Annotated in this window: 17 protein-coding genes; 6 read left to right on the top strand and 11 right to left on the bottom strand. The window is 72.0% G+C overall.

Features of this window, described 5'->3' with window-relative positions; translation table 11 throughout:
* Position 1: 1 nt before the first annotated feature.
* The 3 genes from WMF24_RS43440 to WMF24_RS43430 form a co-directional block, all read right to left on the bottom strand.
* Positions 2–787 (bottom strand): hypothetical protein, encoded by a 786-nt coding sequence (locus WMF24_RS43440; protein WP_437733358.1) that lies wholly within the window; start codon positions 785–787, stop codon positions 2–4.
* 254 nt (positions 788–1,041) lie between these two features.
* Positions 1,042–2,079 carry a WD40/YVTN/BNR-like repeat-containing protein gene (locus WMF24_RS43435; RefSeq protein WP_437733357.1) on the bottom strand — a complete coding sequence of 346 codons (1,038 nt, stop codon included), beginning with the start codon at positions 2,077–2,079 and terminating at the stop codon, positions 1,042–1,044.
* A 181-nt stretch (positions 2,080–2,260) separates the two neighbouring features.
* Positions 2,261–3,364: a hypothetical protein gene (locus WMF24_RS43430; RefSeq protein WP_437733356.1), complete on the bottom strand. Its 1,104-nt coding sequence runs from the start codon at positions 3,362–3,364 to the stop codon at positions 2,261–2,263.
* 155 nt (positions 3,365–3,519) lie between these two features.
* On the opposite strand from WMF24_RS43430, the gene WMF24_RS43425 reads away from it, so the two are divergent.
* Positions 3,520–3,741 carry a hypothetical protein gene (locus WMF24_RS43425; protein ID WP_437733355.1) on the top strand — a complete coding sequence of 74 codons (222 nt, stop codon included), beginning with the start codon at positions 3,520–3,522 and terminating at the stop codon, positions 3,739–3,741.
* Positions 3,742–3,831: 90 nt separating this feature from the next.
* Positions 3,832–5,046: a serine/threonine-protein kinase gene (locus tag WMF24_RS43420; RefSeq protein WP_437733354.1), complete on the top strand. Its 1,215-nt coding sequence runs from the start codon at positions 3,832–3,834 to the stop codon at positions 5,044–5,046.
* Between the two features lie 216 nt (positions 5,047–5,262).
* On the opposite strand, the gene WMF24_RS43415 is transcribed toward WMF24_RS43420, so the two are convergent.
* Positions 5,263–6,540, bottom strand: coding sequence for a citrate synthase (locus WMF24_RS43415; protein WP_437738923.1), 1,278 nt, complete (start codon positions 6,538–6,540; stop codon positions 5,263–5,265).
* A gap of 100 nt (positions 6,541–6,640) precedes the next feature.
* Here WMF24_RS43415 and WMF24_RS43410 point away from each other — a divergent pair, with 100 nt between their 5' ends.
* Entirely contained in the window at positions 6,641–7,312 is a 672-nt protein-coding gene (locus WMF24_RS43410; RefSeq protein ID WP_437733353.1) for a hypothetical protein, read from the top strand.
* 84 nt (positions 7,313–7,396) lie between these two features.
* On the opposite strand, the gene WMF24_RS43405 is transcribed toward WMF24_RS43410, so the two are convergent.
* The 6 genes from WMF24_RS43405 to WMF24_RS43380 all read right to left on the bottom strand — a co-directional run bounded on the left by WMF24_RS43405 (position 7,397) and on the right by WMF24_RS43380 (position 13,235).
* Entirely contained in the window at positions 7,397–8,827 is a 1,431-nt protein-coding gene (locus WMF24_RS43405; RefSeq protein ID WP_437733352.1) for an ABC1 kinase family protein, read from the bottom strand.
* A 142-nt stretch (positions 8,828–8,969) separates the two neighbouring features.
* Positions 8,970–9,305 carry an HU family DNA-binding protein gene (locus WMF24_RS43400; protein ID WP_437733351.1) on the bottom strand — a complete coding sequence of 112 codons (336 nt, stop codon included), beginning with the start codon at positions 9,303–9,305 and terminating at the stop codon, positions 8,970–8,972.
* 494 nt (positions 9,306–9,799) lie between these two features.
* Entirely contained in the window at positions 9,800–10,744 is a 945-nt protein-coding gene (locus WMF24_RS43395; protein ID WP_437733350.1) for an NAD(+)/NADH kinase, read from the bottom strand.
* Positions 10,744–11,406: an NUDIX hydrolase gene (locus WMF24_RS43390; protein ID WP_437733349.1), complete on the bottom strand. Its 663-nt coding sequence runs from the start codon at positions 11,404–11,406 to the stop codon at positions 10,744–10,746. The genes WMF24_RS43395 and WMF24_RS43390 overlap by 1 nt, the downstream gene beginning before the upstream one ends.
* A gap of 204 nt (positions 11,407–11,610) precedes the next feature.
* A complete protein-coding gene (locus WMF24_RS43385) occupies positions 11,611–12,351 on the bottom strand; it encodes a CPBP family glutamic-type intramembrane protease (RefSeq protein ID WP_437733348.1) in 741 nt (246 codons plus the stop codon).
* A complete protein-coding gene (locus WMF24_RS43380; protein ID WP_437733347.1) occupies positions 12,351–13,235 on the bottom strand; it encodes a decaprenyl-phosphate phosphoribosyltransferase in 885 nt (294 codons plus the stop codon). The genes WMF24_RS43385 and WMF24_RS43380 overlap by 1 nt, the downstream gene beginning before the upstream one ends.
* Positions 13,236–13,960: 725 nt before the next feature.
* Between WMF24_RS43380 and WMF24_RS43375 the strand changes: the two genes are divergently transcribed.
* The 3 genes from WMF24_RS43375 to WMF24_RS43365 all read left to right on the top strand — a co-directional run bounded on the left by WMF24_RS43375 (position 13,961) and on the right by WMF24_RS43365 (position 18,346).
* Positions 13,961–14,926, top strand: a complete 966-nt coding sequence (locus WMF24_RS43375) for an AAA family ATPase (RefSeq protein WP_437733346.1) — start codon at positions 13,961–13,963, stop codon at positions 14,924–14,926.
* A 148-nt stretch (positions 14,927–15,074) separates the two neighbouring features.
* Positions 15,075–16,169, top strand: coding sequence for a DUF58 domain-containing protein (locus WMF24_RS43370; protein WP_437733345.1), 1,095 nt, complete (start codon positions 15,075–15,077; stop codon positions 16,167–16,169).
* Entirely contained in the window at positions 16,166–18,346 is a 2,181-nt protein-coding gene (locus WMF24_RS43365; RefSeq protein ID WP_437733344.1) for a transglutaminase TgpA family protein, read from the top strand. The genes WMF24_RS43370 and WMF24_RS43365 overlap by 4 nt, the downstream gene beginning before the upstream one ends.
* A gap of 94 nt (positions 18,347–18,440) precedes the next feature.
* On the opposite strand, the gene WMF24_RS43360 is transcribed toward WMF24_RS43365, so the two are convergent.
* Positions 18,441–20,561, bottom strand: coding sequence for a hypothetical protein (locus WMF24_RS43360; protein ID WP_437733343.1), 2,121 nt, complete (start codon positions 20,559–20,561; stop codon positions 18,441–18,443).
* Between the last annotated feature and the right edge of the window lie 4 nt (positions 20,562–20,565).

The raw sequence follows: 20,565 nt of genomic DNA, 5'->3' as shown, positions 1-20,565 counted from the left end.
CTCAGGACCGCTTGCGGCGGCGCGCTGCGGCCACGCCCACGCCGGCGACGAGCGCCGCGATCCCGGTGCCCGCGAACGGCGCGGTCGAGGTCGACCCGGGCGCGGCCGCGCACGAGACGCTGGCCTCGGCCTCGGCCTCCGCCTTGAACTCGACGTCGATGCCCTGCGTGAGCAGCCAGTTCTTGCACTCCTCCATGGTCCCGGCGATGTCGACGTACTGCCCGTCGCAGAACAGCGCGCCGTCCGGCGTCGAGCACTGCACTTCGCACCCGCCCCGGAGATCGGCCGTGCAGTCGGCGTTGCACTCGATGTTCGCCTCGACGTTGCACTGCCCCTCGCAGCTCGCCTCGCACTTCGCGTCGCACGAGGCGCTCGGCGGCGTCCCCTCGCAGCTCACGTCGCACTCGGCGTCGCAGTTCGCCGAGCACGCCGCCTCGCAATCCGCCTGCGCCCCGCCGCCGTTCGCCTGGGCCGAGCACTCGGCGCTGCAGTTCCCCTTGCAGCTCGCCGAGCAGCTCCCTTCGCAGCTGAGGCTCCCCGGGTCGACCTCGCAGTCCGCCCGGCAATCCGCTTCGCAGCTCCCCGTACACGACGCCGACGCGGTGCCATTGCACCGCGCGTCGCACTCCGCCGTGAACTGGACCGGCTCACAGTACCCTTGGCAGCCCCCCGAGGTGCGGATCTCGCACCGTCCGGCCGCCGCGGCCTGGAGGGTGCCGCAGGGATTGGACTGGGCTGATGCGGAAGAAGCAACGAGAACGGGAACGGCAAAAGTAAACGCACTCACAAAAAGCTGAGCAATGGTCCGTCGCATTCGAATTCTCCTGGGTTTTGGTGCGCGGGGTCCGCGTGTGGTCACTGCGGCCGTTGCAATCGGACGACCAGCGCCACCCTTTGAAGCATTTCGCGAAAAAAAAGTCTCTGCGGCCGTGCCCGCTCCGTCGCGGCGTGTAGCTGTGTTCACGGCGCGATGATGCGACATGCCACACTGCGCGCATGTCCGGCCAGGTAATACACGTAAGACGATCTGCCGCGCGGTGATCAGCGGCTCACCGTGTCGGCGACCTGCCCTTTTCCGTGGCGCGCCACCACGCCCTTCCGCGCTCTGCCCGGGGTCGGCTGGCTCAGGAAGTCCCCGCCGACCGCCCAGAAAGCGCCCTCCCCGTCGGCCCAGACGGCGTGCAGGTCCGCGTACGGCTCTTCGGTGAACTCATCGATCCAGGCCCCGTCGACGAGGCGTTGCTTCAGGCCGCCATAGCCGACGATCGCCACCTCGCCCGGCCGCCCGCAGGCGACGCCGTTGACGTCGTTGGTGAGCTCCACGTCGAGCCGGCGCCACGTCGCGCCGTCCGAGCGGAGCACGTCCCTCCCGCCGACCGCGTACACCTCTTCACGGCTGCAGCCCGCGACCGTGAAGAGGGTTCCCTGCGCGAGCGGCGGATCGGACTCTAGCTCCCAGGTCGAGCCCTTGCGGTGCCAGATCACGCCGAACTCACCGACCGCATGGAGGTCCTCGGAGGACTCGCCCCACACCTTGTAGAGGGCGCGGCCGGTCTCCTGCGGCAGCGCCTCTCTGGACCACGCCGTGCCGTCCCAGTGAAGGACGATGTCCTTCTCCAGGCCCTCGCCGATGCCGGGCGTGCCGCCGACCGCCCAGGCGTCGTCGGGTGCGAACGCGATGACGCCCCACAGGGTGGTCTCGGTCCCGGTCTCGTGCTCGGTGAAGGCGCTTCCGTCCCAGCGCACGGCGCGGCCGCGCTCGCCGACCATCCACACATCGGTCGGCCCCGAGCCCGCCACCCACCAGAAGGTCTCCTCGCCGCCCGCGGGGAGCTCGCGCCACGTCGCGCCGTCGTGGTGCAGCACGAGCGACGACAGGCCCGTATTGCCGAGCGGCCCCCCCACGGCGAACACATCGTCGGGCCCCGTCCCCCAGATCGACAGCACCGCGCGATCGAGGTCGCCCTCGTCGAGCAGCACGCGCCACGCGGCCGGCCCCTCGTCGGGCGGCGCCGCAGGGTCGTCGGGGCAGCCGGCCAGGGCGATCGCGCCGAGCGCCGCCGCGGCAATCCGAGCCATCGAAGCGATCGAAGCGATTGGAGCAGCCCGGGCGACAGGAGCGATGGACGCCATCGAGGTCATCGCCCCGATCCGAGCATCCCGGTGCAAGCAGGTGCGCATGGCCCAGAAGAGCAGCCTGGGGAGCTCCTGTCGAGGCGCGCGCCGGGCGAGACGCGCAGCGCGCGCCAGCGCGGGAGGCTCAGTTGCAGAACACGTCGTCCTGCTTCGGATAGTAGTAGACGAAGATGTTGCAGTGCTCGTTCTTCTCGACGATCGGGCCGAACGTGTAGCAGCAGTCGAGCTGCTCCTCGGGCGTCAGGTTCTTCGTCGCGTCGTACTCGTCGAGGCCGCTGCAGCCGACCGCGGGATCCGGCCGCTGCCACTCGTAGGTGCAGCCGTACCAGACGCCGCCGTTCTCCGGGAGCTCCAGGTCGAGCTCCGGCGAGATGAGCATGGGCGGGTCGTCCCACGCCGTCGAGGTATAGAATCGATCCGATTCGGCGGGCGTGCCGATCGAGGTGCCGTCCCACGCGTACATGTCGAACCGCGTGCCGCGGCTGTGGAAATGGCCGTTGGCGCCGATGATCCTCACGGGAGAGGGGCTGTTGATCTGACACGACCCCTCGAAGGTGGGCCGCGGGTTCGACTGGCAGACACGGATGGACTGCTTCGTCGCGAACACGGTGCCCATCTCGGCCGTCACCTGCTCCTTCGCCAGCGACCAGAAGTTCACCCGGACGCGGCCTACCTCGCTGGGCGTCTTCTGCGACGTCGCGTTCACGTAATGCGTCTGCAGCATGAGCCACTCGTCGGGCTGGAGGACGTTCGCGACGCCCTCGGGGAACGTCCAGTCGAGCTGGCCGTCCTGCTGCGAGTTCGCGATGAGCGGCCAGTCGGCCCAGTTGGGGCTCTTGAAGCACTCGCCAACGCCGTTCTGGTTCTTCTGGATGAGCCCGCCTTCGGGCCCCAGCCCCTTGATGGTCCGCACGCGGAAGATGTTCATGTGGTGCGAACCGTCACGCTGGGCGATCTGCACGCGGTGGAGGTTCACGGGCTCATCCGGGTTCATCCCGTTCGTCGCGGCGAGGTCGCGGACCCTGAAGAAGTAGCAGTCCTGCTGCTCCACCCCCGGCGGCACCACGATCTCCTCGGTCTCGATCTGGAAGCCCTGGCCCTCCGGGGGCATGGCCAGCAGCGACTTGTCGACGGACGTGCCGGGGAGCGGGTCCTCGGGCTCGTCAATGCAACCGAAAACGCCCAGCACAACGGGCAGCGCGCCCAACGTCAGCCACCGAGCAACCATGAGTCCCTCCAGGCAATCAAGCAGCGATGATGGAGATATACACGGTTTTGCAAATTCAGGACCATCGTGTCAGGAAGACGGCAGCGTTCCGACGCGGCCGGGGCGTCTTGGCCGAACGGGGGCAGAAACTGCTAGGATGTGGGAGAGGTTCAACGATGGCGGCGACCAAGAAATGCGGTCCACACACGGAGCTTGCGTCCAATGACGCGACGCGCGTCACCCGGTGCGCGTGCGGTACTGTTCACGTGACGCTCCTCGGCCCGGGCGTGACGTTTCGCATGCCAGCGGACGCGTTCCGCGGCGTCGCTTCCGGGCTCAAGGCGGCGGCCGAGCGGCTCGACGACGACCCCCGTTTCGGGGCGACCTCCATCAATTAGCTTGCGCGCCTGCCGCGGTGCGGCCTACGAGTTGCTTCGCCGCTGAGCTTCTCTCTCCGGATGGCGGCGGCTCGCACAAGGGCGCCTGGCGTGTACGACGACGACGCGGAGCACTGGGTCGGCAAGACGTTCGCTGGACTGTGGCGGATCGAGCGCGTGCTCGGCACCGGCGGCATGGGGAGCGTGCTGCTCGGGCGGGCCGCGGACGGATCGCAGGTCGCGCTGAAGGTGCTCCACCCGGAGCTCAACGCGATCGCCGAGGTGCGCAAGCGCTTCCTGCGCGAGGGGTTCATCGGCAACACGCTCGGCGGGGCGGACGCCGTGCCCGGCGTCGTGCGCGTGCTCGGCTCCGGCGAGACGCCCGAGGGGCTCGCGTACCTGACCATGGAGGTGCTCCAGGGCGAGACGCTGTTCGACCGGATGGCGCGCACCGGGACGATGCCGCCGGGCGAGGTGCTCGCGCTCGCCGATCAGGTGCTCGAGACGCTGGCCATCGCGCACGCGCGCGGCGTCGTGCACCGCGACCTCAAGCCCGAGAACATCCACCTCGGCGTCGACGGGCGCGTGCGCATGCTCGACTTCGGCATCGCGCGCGTCGTCGACGGCCTCACGGGCCTGCCCGAGAAGACCGCGACGAAGACGGGCATGATCATGGGCACGGCGACGTACATGGCGCCGGAGCAGGCGACGGGCCTCATCCACGACATCGACGGGCGCACCGATCTGTTCGGGCTCGGCGCGACGATGTTCCGGCTGCTGTCCGGGCGGCAGGTGCACGGCGACGTCACGGAGGCCATGGAGGTGATCGCCGCCGCGACAGAGCCGGCGCCGGCGCTCGCCTCGGTCGCGCCAGGGGTCCCTCACGCCGTCGCGGCCGTCGTCGATCGGTCGCTCGCGTTCATCAAGTTCCACCGCTACCCGAACGCCGAGACGATGCGGGCGGACGTCCGCGCGGTGCTCGCGGGCGGCCTGCCCCCGTACGCCCAGGCCGTCCTCGACGGGAGGATCCGCGCCGGCCAGCCGCTGTCGCAGCCGCCGCTGCCGCTGCAGCCCGCGCCGGCTCCGGCCGCCGTGTCGCCGAGCGCGCGGCCGCAGCCGACGGTGACGGAGCCTCCGCCGCTCTCCGGCGCGATGACGGGCCGGCCGGAGCGCACGCTCGACGACAGCCTCGCGGCGCCCTCCGCGGTCGGCGCGCCGCGCGCGCAGCTCTCGACCGGCAAGCTGGTGCTGCTCGTCGGCGGCGCCTCGCTCGCCACGGGCGTCATCATGGCAGTGGTCGTCGTCCTGCTGCTCGTGAACTGCTGACGCGCCGCTGACGCACGGGCGGGCCGCGCGGGCCCTGTCGGTCGGGCGTGCTGTCGGTCGGGCGCGCCGTCGCGCGGCGCAAGGCGGTGATGGGGTGGCGCGCCGGCGGGGCCGCCGCCGGCGGGGCCGCGGGGCCCCGTCGGTCGGGCGCGCCGTCGCGCGGCGCAAGGCGGTGAGGGGTGGCGTGCCGGCGGGGCCGCGCGGGCCCCGCCGCTGTCAGCCGCGCTCGTCGAGCGGCGTGTAGTCGGTCTTGTTCTCGCCGGTGTAGATCTGGCGCGGGCGGCCGATCTTGCCGGTCGGGTCGTCGTTCATCTCCTTCCAGTGGGCGATCCAGCCGGGGAGGCGACCGAGCGCGAACATGACGGTGAACATGTTCGTGGGGAAGCCGAGCGCGCGGTAGATGATCCCGCTGTAGAAGTCGACGTTCGGGTAGAGCTTCCGCTCGACGAAGTACGGATCCTTCAGCGCCGTCTCCTCGAGCCGCTGCGCGATGTCGAGCAGCGGATCCTTGATGCCGAGCTTCGCCAGGATCTTGTCGGCGGCCGCCTTGATGAGGACCGCGCGCGGGTCGTAGTTCTTGTAGACGCGGTGGCCGAAGCCCATCAGGCGGAAGCCGGAGGTCTTGTCCTTCGCGAGCTTGACGAACTTCGAGACGTCGCCGCCGTCCGCGCGGATCGCCTCGAGCATCGTCACGACCTCCTGGTTGGCGCCGCCGTGCAGCGGGCCCCACAGCGCGCAGATGCCCGCGGCGATCGAGGCGAAGAGGTTCGTCTTCGCGCTGCCGACGAGGCGCACCGTCGACGTCGAGCAGTTCTGCTCGTGGTCGGCGTGCAGGATGAGCAGCAGGTTGAGGACCTTCACGATGTCCTCGTCGATCTCGTACGGCTCCGCCGGGACCGAGAACATCATGTTCAGGAAGTTCGCGCAGTACGAGAGCGAGTTGTGCGGGTAGACGAACGGCTGGCCGATCGACTTCTTGTACGAGAACGCGGCGATCGTGCGCACCTTCGAGAGCAGCCGCGCGATGGTGATGTCGAGGAGATCGGTGTTCTTCACGTCGATCGCCTCGGGGTAGTAGCTCGACAGCGAGAGCACCATCGCCGACAGGATCGCCATCGGGTGCGCCGTCGACGGGTAGCCGTCGAAGAAGCGCTTCATGTCCTCGTGGATCAGCGAGTGGCGGGTGAGCAGCGTGGAGAACCGGGACAGCTCGCTCTTGTTCGGCAGCTTGCCGTAGATCAAGAGGTACGAGGTCTCCACGAAGGTGGACTTCTCGCCGAGCTGCTCGATCGGGATGCCGCGGTAGCGGAGGATGCCCTTCTCCCCATCGAGGAACGTGATGGAGCTCGTGGTCGAGGCCGTGTTGACGAACGCCGGGTCGATGCAGACGTACCCGGTCTTCGATCGTAGGGATGCGACGTCGATCGCCTTCTCCCCTTCGGTGCCCGTGATCACCGGAAGCTCGATCGTCTGCTCCACACCGTTCTTGTTCAGCGTTAACTTCGCGGTCTCCTGCACGCCTCCTCCTTCCGCCGCAGCGCGGCGTAAGCTATCACGAGCTGAGGGAAGATTGCTTCCCCAAGAAATTGAGGTGATGCGTTTGAGCGAGCCGGTCGTGCGGGGGGAGCTGTCCCACCACCCGGAGGCGCTTCGGCTGGCGGCCGAGGTGCGCCGGGTCCACGGGCGTTACGCAGACGAGGTCGTCGCCTGCTATCGCCTCTGCCCGTTCATGCGCGACGCCGCAACCGGATTCGGACGCTTTTACGTCCTGCTCGACCGCGAGCCCGTCCTCGAGACGGCGCTGGCGGCCGTGGCGGAGGCGGAGTCCGCCGTGGTGCACCTGGTTTTCCCGTGCATCCACGCTCCGTCGCCCCAGTTCGAGCGGTTCGCGTCGCGCCTCGGCGAGCAGCTCCGGCGGGTCCGCAGCCCCGCGCCGGTCCTGGCCGCGTTTCACCCCGAGATGGCCGGGGACGAGTCGAACTCGCACCGGCTGGTCGGCCTCCTCCGGCACGCGCCGGACCCGTTCATTCAAACGATTCCAGAGGGGCTGAACCATTCGGGGACTGTCCTTGCCGGGGCGGGCGTCGAGCCCGTGGCCGATCCGGCAGAGGACAATTACCGACGCCTTCAAGGGGCTGGAATCGCCGCGGTCAAGGCCAAGCTCGCCGAGATCATGGCAGATCGGGACACGAGCTATGCGCCCTCGCTCGCCCGACTCGGGCTGAGCCGCCCCGGTCCGCGCTTCGCTCCCCTCCCCTCGCGGTAGCGCCGCGCCGCGCGACGAACCGGCGCCCCCGGACTGAGCCGCTCACGAAACATTCCGGAAACAAGGACGCTCGCGACAACGTGGCTAGCGCACGGGCGAGCGGCGAGGCGCCTGGATCGAGCCGCCGGACTCGGCCCTGGCCTCGCGCTCCGCCATCAGCGGCATCAGGTACGGAAAGCCGGCCGCCATGGTGTCGAGGTTCGGATCGATCTGGGCGGCCAGCCAGAACAAGAGCACGCACGCGCGCTCGACGTAGAACCAGTCCTCCGGGTACTCGAACGAGCGCATCAGCTCCTGGAGCTCGCCGCGCTCCAGCTCGGGGTCTGCCAGCTTCTCGAGCTGCTCGGGGCGGGCGCGCATCAGCGCCGCCGGCGTGCGATCGCGGAGCTTGAGGAGCTTCGCGAAATACGTCTTCACCGTGCGCTCGAGGAGCGCGTCGTTGCCCCCGGGCGCGACGAAGCCCATCCGCCGGAAGCCGCGCACGACCGCCGCGTCGTCCTGCGCGAAGATGCCCTTCAGGATGTCGAGCAACCCGTCGATGAGCTCGTCCCGGGCCTCGCAGATCGCGCCGAAATCGAGCACGACGAGGCGGAAGCCGCCGCCCTCCTCCGCGCTCCGCGGGGCGACGAGGAAGTTCCCCGGGTGCGGATCGGCGTGGAAGAAGCGATCCGCGAAGAGCATCTTGTAGAACACCTGCACGAGCCGGAGCGCCACGTCCGACGGCTCGACGCCCGCGCTCCTCAGCGCGTCGAGGCGCGTGATCTTGATGCCCTCCATGAAGGTCATCGTGAGCACGTCGCGCGTCGTGAGCTCGTGGACGACCTCGGGGAACGCGACGCCCGCGTCGCCCTCGAAGTTCTGCGCCATCCGCTCCATGCACGCGGCCTCGTGCAGGTAGTCGGTCTCGCGGCGCAGCAGGTCGACGAGCGACTCGTGCACCCGCTCGATGTGCCCGACGGGGACGAACCGCTTGTAGACGAGGATCGCGAGGCGCAGGACGCGCAGGTCGACCGCGATGATCCCGCGGATGCCCGGGTAGAGGAACTTCACGGCGACCTTGCGGCCGTCGCGGAGGCGCGCGACGTGGACCTGCCCGAGCGACGCGGCCGCGAGCGGCGCGCGCTCGATCGAGGCGAACAGCTCGCCCGCGGAGCGGCCGAAGCTCGCGCGAAGCGCGGCCTCGAGGTCGCTGAAGGGGTGGGGCGGCACCTGGTCCTGGAGCTGCTCGAGCTCCTTGCCGTAGGCCCGCGGCAGGAAGCCGCCCATGATCGACAGCACCTGGCCGAGCTTGATGAAGACGCCGCGCAGCTTGAGCATCACGCGCAAGAGGCGCCGGGCGTTGTTCTGATCGACGCGGGCGCGGCGCTCGACGAGCCAGCCGGGCAGCTCACGCGCGGCGGCGCCGCTCCCGAGGCGCCTCGCGAACACCCGGACGAGCCCTAGCTGGATGAGGTAGCTCGTCAGGATGACCGAGAACGCAAAGAGCGCGCGGAGGAGTCGGACGGCGAGCGTCATGTGCGGCGAAGCAGCCGCACCATGCTACCGCAGGGGCCGCGCGGGGCCAGCCATGCTCGCTCTCCAGGGGTGAATCCGCCCCGGAGAGGGGGCCGCCGCGGGCCTTCGCCGCGTCCAGGGCCCTCCGGCGGGCCCGGCGAGCTCAGGAGAGCGCGTCCTTGATCGCCTTGATCGGGCGGGCGCGGACCGACTTGCTGGCCGGCTTGGCCGCGAACGTCATCGGCTGCTTGGTGAACGGGTTGATCCCCTCGCGGGCCTTGGTCGCCGGCTTCTTGACCACGCGGAACTTCGCGAAGCCGGGCATCGTGAAGATGCCGTTCTTCTTGAGCTCCTTGTACGCGATGTCGGTCAGGGCCTCGAGGATCGCCTTCACCTGCTTGCGCGACACCTCGTTCTCGTTGGCCTCGACGACCGCGTTGATCAGCGCGCTCTTGCTGAGCGACGTGCTCTTCTTCGGGGTCTCTTTCTTCGTCGCCATCTTCGTTCCTCCTGAGGTTTGTGCCCTCTTGCGCGCCAAAGGAAACACAACGGCCGCCACAGATCCAGTGTCGAATCGTCGATCCGAGCGACAAAAGAAGGGGTTTCGCGCCCCGGGGGGCGCGTCGCTCCGCCGGAAGGACGGCCGGTAGCCCCCGTCGTGAGGCGCCAAAACCCCTGAAAAACGGCCAAAATCGACCGCTCTTCAGGCTCACGCGCCCGCCTCGAGGGCGGCCCGACGCCGGGAGCTCGGGGTAGGAAATCACCCGATCCCCTTCCGTTGAAGGCGATCCCGACCGCGCGGGGCCGCGCTCGGGTCGAGCGCCCTCGGCCGACGCCCCTCCGCCGCCGCGCCCCCGCGCGCGATCGCGCCGCGCCGATCCGCACGGATCGACGCACGGGAGCGCGCCCCGCGCCCGCGCGGCGCCGCCCGCGCCGCTCGCGCCGCTCGCCGACCGCGCGAGCGTCGCCGTTCGCGCGCCCTGCGGAGGGCGTCTAGCGGCGGCTGGCCGCCGAGCCCGCGCCCCACTTCCGCTTCGCGGAGAGGCCCAGGATCGTCAGCGACTGGGGCGCCTGCGTGAACTCCATGACGTCGCCGAAGCCGACGCTCACCGCGTGGATCGGCCCGTCGAAGAAGAGCTTCGCGTCGTGCGTCTTGCTCCGCACGACGAGCGAGGAGCCGGGCTGGATCAGCGCGTGGCGGAAGCGGTATTCCTCGCCGTGCGGGGTGTAGGGCTCGCGCACGACGAGCTGGAGGCGCTTCGATGTGAGCGGCAGGACGCGGCCGCCGGCGGAGCGCTGCGCGGCCGTGGAGCCGGCCGCCGGGCCGATCCAGAAGCCGCTCGACTTCTGCTCCTCCTCGGCGCGGCCGAGGCGGATGATGTAACGCGACGTCGCCGCGGGGGAGACATGACAGAAGAGCGCGTCGTTCAGGACGCGCGCGGTGGCGACCTTGTCGTTCACCGTGACCTGCATGCGGGTGAGCACGGTGGCGCGCAGCGAGCCGCGCAGCGCCTTCGCGATCGCGTCGGCCGCGTCGCCGCTCGTCGCGCCGCAGAAGAAGCCGACCGAGTGGCCAGGCGCGCTGTTGATGCCGAGGATGGGCACGTCGCCGACGTTGTGGGACGCGCTGAGGAGCGTGCCGTCGCCGCCGACCGTGATCACGAGGTCGAGCTCGGCCGTGTCGAAGCACTGCGACGTGCCGGTGATGACGTCGACCTCGGCGCCGAGGTCGTCGAGCGCCGCCGTGACCTCGCGCACGGTCTGCTCGTGCGCCTCGTGCGACGCCTTGAGGCGCGCGATGGAGGCGTCACCGGACTCGATGAGCCGCGTGATCCGCGGGTCCTTGCGCTCCTCGCGGTAGATCCTCCAGGCAGAGCGCTTCACGACGAGCGCGACGCGGGGGCGCCGCTGCGCGGGCGCGAGGGGTTGTTCCGCCATCAGAGCTCCGCGAGGCGCCGGAGCGCCACCTCCGTCTTCCCGTCCTCGATCACGCCGCGCCGGGTGAGCTCGATCGCCTCGTCGAGCGGGATGGCCGCGATCGCGGCGAGCCGCTCGAGCGGGGATCCGTCCTCGGTCGGCGCCCCCTGGCGCGCGGGGTCGACCTCGACGTGGAAGTAGAAGTGCCGCTCGCCGACCATGCCCGGCGCCGGGAACGTCGACGGGCCGAGCGGCACGAGCGCCGAGGGATCCATGTCGAAGCCGATCTCCTCGAGGAGCTCGCGCGCGGCCGAGCGCTTCAGGCCCTCGGGGCTCCGCTCGTCGACCTCGACGAGCCCGGCGGGCAGCTCCCACAGGGCGCCGAGCGTCGGCGCTTCCGGGAAGGGGCACACGGCGGGCGCGCGCGTCGCGGCCGGCGGCCGGAGCGCCGTTCGCAGGTAGACATGACGGCGGCCGTCCGGGCCGCGGTAGTGCGGCGCGATCACCACGGCGTCGAGGCGCTCGCGATCGACGCTGTCGTAGGTGAACGGGTCGCTCAGCGTGCCGTCCGGGAACTCGACGCGGAACACCTGGCGCCGCACGTTGAGGAAACCGGGAGCGTCGAGCGAGGGGAGCGTCTGGACCAGCTGGAGCGCGAGCTTCGGGAAGGGAGGTAGCGGCATGCGTCGAGGCGCGAAGCATAGCGCCAAACGGCCGCCGATCGCGATGCGCGCTCGCCCGCCCGATCCGGACGGCCCTCCGGCGCCCGACCGCGCCGCCCCCTGCCTGCCCGCGCGGGGCCGGGAGCGACGGGGCACCGGCAGAGCCGGCCCGGCGCCACGGGAAGCTGCCTCACCCGCGCGGGCGCGCGGCGGCGTCCGGGGAGATCAGCGGAGCACGAGGACCCAGACGTCGTAGAGCGCGTGCGTCCAGACGGCCGGCGCGAAGCCGCGGAAGACGTAGATGCCCGTGAGCACGAGCCCGCACACCATGCGAAACACGAAGGAGGGGAGGTTCCAGGGGTCGCCCAGCGCCCCGACGTAGTGCCAGCCGGAGAAGACGGCGGCGGCGACGAGCGCCCAGCCGACGAGCAGCACGACCCCCTGGAGCCCCCGGCCGAAGAAGAGCTTGATCGCGAGCGCGCCCAGCCCGTAGAGGCCGGCGCGGAAGGCGATCTCCTCGTAGAAGCCGGCGCCGAGCGACATCACGACCCCGGTGAAGATGTCGTCGGACAGGACGGGCGGGCCGAGCCGGAGGGAGCCGACGACGTAGGCGCCGGCGAAGCGCATCAGGATGGCGTAGAGCGCGCCCTCGGCGGCGAGCAGCGCGAAGCGCCGCGTCTGGAGGGCGTGGCCCCGGCCGAGGATGGAGAGGACGAGGACGAACACGGCGCCCACGGCGACCGTGAGGCCCGCGTACATCGGCAGGCTGTGCTTGGCGAGCGCGCGGAGCTCGGCGGTCACCGGATCCGCCGCGTTGCGGATGGGGAGGAAGGCGACGCCGAGGTGGTAGAGGACGAAGATCGGCATCGTCAGCGCCAGATCCGTCAGCGCGTCGCTCTTCGAGGTGGTCTTCTCGCCGGCAGGCGCTGCCCCCGGCCGGGCGAGCTCCGGGCCGGCGGCGAGCATCAGGACGGCCTCAGGCGGTACACGATGACCAGCACCTCGGCGGACCACAGGACGAGGTTCAGCACGAAGGGGGTATCCCGGAGGATCTCCTGGGTGGGGCTCTCCGCCTTGGCGCTGCCCGCCACGAGCTGGAGGAACCGGATCACCCCGAAGAGCGGGTGGATCGTCGTGAGCCAGAGGTGGGGGTTCTGGAAGAAGCGCTGCGTGTCGTGATCGAGCGTGTACGCCAGGTACGTGGCGATCGTGGCGATACCCGTGACGGCGAGCGCCGCCGTGAGGGCGCCGGGCGTGTAGGCGTCCAGCGCCGCGCGCTGCTTCGAGGCGTTGACCCCCGCGAGCTCGTGGCGCCGCTTGCCGAAGCCGAGGAAGAGCGCGAGCAGGGCGGTGCAGGCGATCATGAAGCCGGAGAGCGGCGTCTTCGTGGCGAAGCCGCCGGCGAGCACGCGCAGCACGAAGAAGACAGCGATACAGCCGACGTCGAGGTACGCGATCTTCTTGAGCCGGAAGGAGTAGGCGACGTTGAGGACGTAATAGCTTGCGGCGACGAGCGCGAAGAGCGGCGGGCCGAGCAGGCTGGCGCCGAGCGCGATGACCGCCAGGCCGACCGCCATCGCCTTGGCGACCGGGATCGGCACGCGACCCGACGCGATCGGGCGGTAGCGCTTGACCGGGTGGATCCGGTCGGCCTCGGCGTCGACGATGTCGTTCAGGATGTAGACGGCGCCGGCGAGGAGGCAGAAGATCGCGAACGCCCCGACCGCGCTCATGATGATCGAGGGGTGGGTCAGGTGCTTGGCGAACACCACCGGGGCGAGGACGAAGAGGTTCTTCACCCACTGGTGGGGGCGCATCGCGCGGATCATCCCGCGCACGCGCCAGAGCATCGTGCCCTTCGGGGAGTCGGGCAGGATGGGCGGCTGCGCGATGAGGCTGCCCGAGGGGGGACCGCTCTCCGGCGCGCGGGAGCCCGGCGGGCGGGAGCTCGGGACGCCGCTCCGTGGAGGCGACGATGTAGGTTTGCTGGCGGGTGCGGAGCTCATGGCGACGACCGGGCCGGCCTGCTCGGCAGGCGCGGGCACGTCCAGCGCGGCTGTATCCGGGCGAGCATCGGCGCCGGGCGCCTCCTCGGAAGAAGAAGGAAAGCCTGCGGCGCTGTGGCGAAAAAGGGGACCCGAGGCGGACACGGCGGGCGGAGCATACCCGGGAGCACCGCCCCCGGCCATTCCGCGGCAGGCAAAAGAGCCGGGCCGGCGGGCGCCCGAAAGCAGGCGGCGAGAGACGGCGCGACGGCCCAACCTCGGTCGGGGCGGCCCAACCTCGGTCGGGGCGGCTCAACCTCGGTCGGGGCGGCCCAACCTCGGTCGCAGCGCGGCTCAACCTCGGTCGGGGCGGCCCAACCTCGGTCGGGGCGGCCCAACCTCGGTCGCAGCGCGGCCCAACCTCGGTCGGGGAGAGGAGATCGTGACGTAGCGCACGTCGCCCCGGCCCCTGCGGCGCGGGTCCGGGGCCGAGGTCGCGAATCTGCGTTCGCACTGGCCGGCCCGGACCGTGGAACGCAAAATGCGCATCCCCGCAGGCTGGCCGTAACCTCGTGCTACCATCGCCCGTGATGACATCAGCGCTCTCGGTCGCGCGTGAAGCTTCGCCCCTTCTTTTGAAGCTTCGCGCTGCCGTGGAGCAGGCCCTCGAAGGCAAGCCAGAGGCGGTCGAGCTGGCGCTCATCGCGCTGCTCGCCCGGGGCCATGTCCTCATCGAGGACGTGCCGGGCGTCGGCAAGACGACGCTGGCCCGGGCGCTGGCGAAGGCCGTCGGGGGCGAGCTCCGCCGCGTTCAGTTCACCAGCGATCTCCTGCCGAGCGACGTCCTCGGGGTGAGCGTGTTCGACCAGCGGATCGGGCAGTTCGTCTTCCGCCAGGGGCCGATCTTCGCGAACGTCCTGCTCGCCGACGAGATCAACCGGGCGAGCCCCCGGACGCAGTCGGCGCTGCTCGAGGCCATGAACGAGGGGCAGGTGTCCATCGAGGGGACCGCGACGCCGCTGCCGGAGCCGTTCTTCGTGCTCGCGACCCAGAACCCGCAGGACTTCGCCGGCACATTTCCGCTGCCGGAGTCGCAGCTCGACCGGTTCATGGTGCGGATCCGGATCGGATACCCGCCGCCCCAGGTGGAAATGCGCCTGTTCCTCCAGGGCGGCGAGCCGGATCGCGCGCGGAACGTGCCGCAGATCATCGATCCAGCCCAGCTCGTCGCGCTCCAGCGCGAGGTCGACCGGGTGGAGCTCGACTCGTCGCTCGCGACCTACCTCCAGGCGGTGCTCGCGGCGACGCGATCGAGCCCGACCCTCTCGCTCGGCGCGTCGCCGCGCGCCGGCATGAACCTGGCGCGCGCGGCCCGGGGGCGGGCGGTCCTCCACGGGCGCTCGTACTGTATCGCGGACGACATCCACGACCTCGCCGTCGCCGTGCTGGCGCACCGCGTCCGGCTCTCGGCCCACGCGGAGGGGTACATGCCGACCCGCGACGAATGCGAGGCGGCCGTGCGCGACCTCGTGGCGCGGGTGCCGGTCCCGCTCTGAACGGCAGGCGATGGGCGCAGACGACCGGGAGCGGGGATCTCTCAGCGGCAGCTCCCGCGGGGCCGAGCGCGAAGGCGCCGCCACGCGCAGCGCCGTCCGGCCGACGAGACCGCGGCGCGACAGGCCGCCGGTCGAGCAGCGGCCGCTCTTGCCCTCGCGCGGGGACAAGGCGCCGTCGTGGACGAGGTTCCTCCTCGCCCTGAGGCCTCCCCGGAAGCTCAAGTTCACCCGGGAGGGGAAGTACTACCTCGGCATCACGCTGGGCGTCGGCTTCGCGGCGATCAACACCGGCAACAACCTCCTCTACCTGCTGCTCGGGATGCTGCTGTCGCTGATCGTCGTCTCCGGCGTCATGAGCGACCTGTCGCTGCGGCACCTCACGGTGACCCGGCGGCTCCCGGCCCGCGCGCAGGTGGGCCGGGCGCACCTCGTCGAGATCGAGGTCTACAACCACAAGAAGCGCGTGCCGTCGTACGCGATCGAGGTCGAGGACCTGCGCGCCGGCCAGCCGGCCGACAAGCGCTGCTTCTTCTTGAAGATCAGCCCGTCGAGCGCGCAGGTCGCCGCCTACCGGCGGACGCCGGCCAAGCGCGGGCGCGACCGGCACACGGGCTTCCGCATCGCGACCCGGTTCCCGTTCGGGCTGTTCGAGAAGTCGCGCGAGGTCGAGGCCGAGGGCGATCTCATCATCTACCCCGCGGTCGACCCGGTCCGGCTCCCGGCCGAGGACGCGGGGCGGCGCGAGGGCGGCGCGAGCCTCAGCGGGCGCGGGGGCGGCGACGAGACCTTCGGGCTGAGGCCGATGCGCGAGGGGGACGATCCGCGCGACATCTACTGGAAGAAGAGCACGATGCGCGATCAGATGGTGCTGCGCGAGCGGACCCGCGAGACGCGGCCCGACGTGCAGATCGTCGTCGACACGGTGCGCCCCGCCGGCGAGGGCGACGGGTTCGCGCAGCTCTTCGAGCGCCGGATCCGCGAGGCGGCCTCGCGCGCCGTCGCCCACATCAAGCGCGGCGACGCGGTGGTCGTCGCGACGACGCTGGGCGAGCGGGTGCGCGGCGACCGCAATATCGGCTCCGACGCGATCCTCAGGTTCCTCGCGCTGCTCGAGGCGGTGGACGAGGGCCGCGTGGCGGAGATGAAGGCCGAGCGCGCCGCCCGGGCGTCCCTGCGCCAGGCGTCGAGCCCGGGCCCCACGAGCGGCGAGCGCCGCGCCAGCGCGCCGAGGACCGCATCATGAGATTCGGGGTGGTGCATCGGATCATGACCGACGCCCTCGCGGCGCTCGGCGTCATCGCGCTCGTCGCCAGCGGGCAGTTCAGCCGCTACGTGAGCTGGGCCATCCTCGTCGGCCTCGGGCTCGCCCTCGCGGTCGGCGCGCGCGAGTCCTGGCAGCGGCACCCGGCGCTCCGCTACCTCGACACGGGCGTCCTCCTGGCCGTCATCGCCGTCCAGGTGGTGCGCATCGTCTTCACCGACGCGAGCGTCCTCGACGTGCTCGTCGAGTTCGCCGCGGCGCTGCAGATCATCCGGCTCGCGACGCGCAAGGGGGCGGTGCACGACCAGCAGGTCATCGTGCTCGCGCTCTTGCACCTCATCGCCGGGACGGTCCTCGGCGGCGGCCTCGGCTACGGGCTGTGCTTTCTCGGCGTGCTCGTCGTCGCGCCGGGCGCGCTCGTGCTCAGCCACCTGCGGCGCGAGGTCGAGGGCAACTACCGGCAGGGGGCGCGCGACCGCACGGGGCTGCCCGTCGACGTGCCGCGCATCCTGCGCTCGAGGCGCGTCGTCGGGCGCTCGTTCCTCGCCGTCACCTGCCTTCTCTCGATCCCGATCTTCGTCTTCACCGCGGCGCTGTTCGTCGTCTTCCCGCGCGTCGGCCTGTCGCTGCTCCTGCTCAACCGCGGCCACACGGGGCGGATGATCGGCTTCTCGGGCAAGGTCGACCTGGGCGCCGTCGGCGTGCTGCGCAGCGACCCGAAGCTGGCGATGCGGGTCGAGATCCCCGAGCTGCCCGAGCCGCCGCCGCCGCGCCTGACCATGCACCTGCGCGGCACGGCGCTCGACGCGTACGACGGCCGCACCTGGACACAGAGCGAGAGCTTCAAACGCCCGACGGAGAGCGACGGGGGGCTCGTGCCGATCGAGCGGTACCCGGACCCGGCGGTCGATCCGGTGATGCGCATCGATCTGGAGCCGATCGATCCGCCGGTGATCTTCCTCCCGCCGAACGCGACGGGGCTCCGGTTCAAGAACCGCGGGCAGCTCGGGATCGACGCGAACACGCTGGCCCACCGCGGGCCGGAGGGGGAGTTCAGGTACCAGCCGCTGGATGACCGCGGGCTCGTCTACGACGTCTTCCTGTCGCGGAAGCGGTCGCCGACGTTCCAGCGCCTCTCGGCGACCGACAGGCGGCGCTACCTGGAGCTGCCGAAGGATCTGCCGTCGCGCGTCGTCGATCTCGCGCGGGCGTGGACGATCGGCGCCGAGCGCCCGGCCGACAAGGCGCGGGCCGTCCAGGATCGCCTGCGCGCGGAGTACCGGTACGACCTCGCGTCGCCCTCGGGGGCGGACCCGCACCCGCTCGACCACTTCCTGTTCGAGTCGAAGCGCGGGCACTGCGAGTTCTACTCGACGGCGATGGCGATCCTGCTGCGCGCGGTGGACGTGCCGACGCGCAACGTGACCGGCTTCGTCGGCGGCACCTACAACCGCTTCGGCCGGTTCTATGCGGTGCGCCAGGGCGACGCCCACTCGTGGGTCGAGGTGTACCTCGACGGCGAGGGGTGGGTGACGTTCGACCCGACGCCGCCGGCGGACGCGGCGCCGAAGAGCGAGCTCGTCGGCGTCTGGGCCTACCTGCGCGACTTCATCGAGGCGACGAGCCAGCGCTGGGACAGGCACATCGTCGGCTACGATCTGAACCAGCAGGTGAGCCTCCTCCAGACGCTCACGTCGCGCTACCGGCGGTCCGGGGCGAGCGGCGACGCCGCGCTGACGCGCCCGCGCGTGCTCGCGGTCGCCGCCGTCGCGCTCGTGCTGGGAGGCGGGCTGCTCTACTGGCGCTTCCGCCGCACGCGCCGCGGGCGCGACGAGAGCCGCGCGGACGGCGGGCGCACGCCGAGCGCGATCCTGGCGACCGCGCTGTACGAGAGCCTGGAGTCCGCCATGCTCGCGCAGGGCGTGCCGCGCCCACCGAGCATGCCGCCGCTGCGCCACGCCGAGGCGCTGGAGCACGCGTCGCACCCGCTGGGGCGCGAGATCCTGATGCTCACGCAGGTCTACCTGCGCGCGCGCTTCGGCGGGGCGAGGCTCACCGAGGACGACAGCCGCGACTTCGAGCGGCGGGTCAAGGCGCTGCGCTCGGCCGACCTCCGGGCGCTCGCGGCGGGCGAGATCGGGCTCCAGGCCTCGCCCTGAGCGCGCGCCGCGGCGTGCCCGGCGACGGCGCGCCACCTCGCCGGCGCACGGGGCGCCGCGCGGCTCAGCGCCGGCGCACGGGGCGCCGCGCGGCTCAGCGCCGGCGCACGGGGCGCCGCGCGATGAACGCCTGGCGAATGCCGGTGACGGCGCGGCGGCTCCCGTAGACGAACGGATCGTTGGCGGCGAGCTCGCCCAGCCGGTCCAGGTACGACTGCGCCACGACGCGCTCGCCGAGGAGGCTGACGATGTTGGACTGGCCCCGCATCGTCGACGCGAGGACGGCCGCCGTCGACGTGTCCGGGACCGCGGCGGCCGAGAGCGACTCCAAGACGCGCCGGATCGGCACGATCGACTGGGCGGTCGCCAGCTTTCGATCCGAGGCGCCGAGCGGCTGCGGCGCGTACTCGAGCCAGATCCCGGCGACGTTCAGGTGGCCCAGCAGCCGCTTGGACCAGCGCGGATCGAGCTCCACGTAGAGCGGCCGGACGTCGGCCAGCGTGGAGAGCGCGAACTCGCTGGGCTCGCCCGACAGCGCGAAATCGCGCAGGAGCGGCAGGAGCTTGCGCTCCTCATCGAGCAGGCTCGCCGCGACCTGGCCGCGATCGAGCAGCGGGATCGGGATCACGAGGACGTCGGGCCGCTCCCCGCGCGTGATCCGCGCCGCCCAGACCCGCCACGCGATCGCCGGGGAGCGCACGAGGATCGCGGATTGCGGGTCGAGGCTGCCGTAGGCCTCGTCCGTCCAGACCTCGGCGGCGGTCTGCTCGCTCCGGTCGGCGGCGAAGCCGGCCTCCTCGCTCGTCAGCGCGACCAGCGTGAGCTGAAAGACGACGAGCAGCGCCGCGCCGCTCCGCGAGAACGGCACGCGCGTGTCGAGCAGCGCCCGCACCGCCGCGTGCGCGCCGAGCGCCGAGCCGACGGCGATCGCCGCGACCGCGAGCGAGCGCAGCGGGGTGAGCGGATCGGCGGAGAGCACGCCGGCCGCCCGCGCCGGCAGGAGGGTATCGAGCGCGAGCAGCGCGAGGAACGGCGCGACGAGCCACCGCGCGCGCGGGCGCAGGAGCGCGAGCGCGAGCCCGGCGGCGGCGATGAGCAGCGAGACGAGGCCGATCTCGCGGCTCCACGCGGTGAGCGCGGTGGTGCGCGCGCTCGCGACGTCGAGGGCGGCGAGGCTCCCGGCCGTGAGCGCGCGGCCGATGTCGGCCCACGCGCGCGGCGCGAGCGGCCGCAGCGCGAGCGGCGCGAGCAGGAGCGCGGCCATGAGCGCGCCGGCGCCGGCGGCCGCGGCCAGCATGCGCCGGGGCGGGCCGGCGGCCGGGGCGTCGCCGGCGCGCGCGCCGAGGCCCCGGCGCGCGAGGAACACCGCGTACGACGCGGCCAGCGCGGCGAGGCCGGCCGGCGGGCTCTCGGCGAACGTGGCCCCGAGCAGCGCGCCGAGCGCGATCCACGCGCGGCCCGCGTGCCGCGCCTGCTCGGCGCACATCGACGCGAGCGCGATCGTGACGAGCGCGCAGCAGGTCGCGAGCATGGCGCCGCCGCCGACCGTCGCCTCCCGCTGCCAGGTCGGCGACAGCGCCGCCGTGAGGACGGCGATCGCCGCGAGCACCGAGGCGAGGCGCGGGCTCACGGCGCCCTGCGGCGCGCCCGGCGCGGCGCCCACCGCGGCCGGCGCGGCGCCCTGCGGCGCGCCCGGCGCTGCCGCTGCGTCGCCGCGGAGGCGCCGCAAGAGCGCGAGCCCGGGCAGGGGCGCCGGGCGCGCGGCCTCCAGCAGGAGCCGGCGGACCATCTCGTAGAGCAGGCGCGACGCGAGCGCGAGCGCGAGCGCCGATCCGAGCGCGGTGCGGAAGGTGCGCGGGCCGAGCGGGAGCAGGCTGAGCGCCTGCGAGAGCGCCGTCGAGAGGCCGCCGCCCACCCCGACCGCGACGAGGCCGAGGTCCCGGACGGCGGTGAGATCCTCGCGCCATTGCCCGGAAGAGGCCGCGCGGGCGAGCGAGAGCCCGAAGGGCAGCGCGGCCGACAGGAAGGCGAGCGACCGATCCAGCCAGCAGCGTTTCTCTCCGGAGCTCACCCCGCGGCCATGCCAGATCGGCCGTGGATGGGCCAAGTTCCGGCGCCCGACCGGCGCGGAGGCGCCGGGCGCGAGCGCGACGACGGGCGCGGAGGCGCCGGGCGCGAGCGCGATGACCGGCGCAGCGGCGCCGGGACGGAGCATACGG

Origin of the sequence: Sorangium sp. So ce1335 (genome assembly GCF_051521615.1) — a bacterium.
In the GTDB taxonomy this organism is placed as follows: domain Bacteria; phylum Myxococcota_A; class Polyangia; order Polyangiales; family Polyangiaceae; genus Sorangium.
The sequence above is the reverse complement of the archived record's forward strand: the minus strand, read 5'-3'. Positions and strand labels throughout refer to the sequence as shown.

Coding starts and splice junctions, on each gene's coding strand:
- WMF24_RS43425 (WP_437733355.1), top strand. CDS start 3,520: ATGGCGGCGACCAAGAAATGCGGTCCACACACGGAGCTTGCGTCCAAT.
- WMF24_RS43390 (WP_437733349.1), bottom strand. CDS start 11,406: ATGCCGCTACCTCCCTTCCCGAAGCTCGCGCTCCAGCTGGTCCAGACG.
- WMF24_RS43430 (WP_437733356.1), bottom strand. CDS start 3,364: ATGGTTGCTCGGTGGCTGACGTTGGGCGCGCTGCCCGTTGTGCTGGGC.
- WMF24_RS43395 (WP_437733350.1), bottom strand. CDS start 10,744: ATGGCGGAACAACCCCTCGCGCCCGCGCAGCGGCGCCCCCGCGTCGCG.
- WMF24_RS43365 (WP_437733344.1), top strand. CDS start 16,166: ATGAGATTCGGGGTGGTGCATCGGATCATGACCGACGCCCTCGCGGCG.
- WMF24_RS43400 (WP_437733351.1), bottom strand. CDS start 9,305: ATGGCGACGAAGAAAGAGACCCCGAAGAAGAGCACGTCGCTCAGCAAG.
- WMF24_RS43375 (WP_437733346.1), top strand. CDS start 13,961: ATGACATCAGCGCTCTCGGTCGCGCGTGAAGCTTCGCCCCTTCTTTTG.
- WMF24_RS43405 (WP_437733352.1), bottom strand. CDS start 8,827: ATGACGCTCGCCGTCCGACTCCTCCGCGCGCTCTTTGCGTTCTCGGTC.
- WMF24_RS43435 (WP_437733357.1), bottom strand. CDS start 2,079: ATGGCTCGGATTGCCGCGGCGGCGCTCGGCGCGATCGCCCTGGCCGGC.
- WMF24_RS43410 (WP_437733353.1), top strand. CDS start 6,641: ATGCGTTTGAGCGAGCCGGTCGTGCGGGGGGAGCTGTCCCACCACCCG.
- WMF24_RS43360 (WP_437733343.1), bottom strand. CDS start 20,561: ATGCTCCGTCCCGGCGCCGCTGCGCCGGTCATCGCGCTCGCGCCCGGC.
- WMF24_RS43380 (WP_437733347.1), bottom strand. CDS start 13,235: ATGCTCTGGCGCGTGCGCGGGATGATCCGCGCGATGCGCCCCCACCAG.
- WMF24_RS43385 (WP_437733348.1), bottom strand. CDS start 12,351: ATGCTCGCCGCCGGCCCGGAGCTCGCCCGGCCGGGGGCAGCGCCTGCC.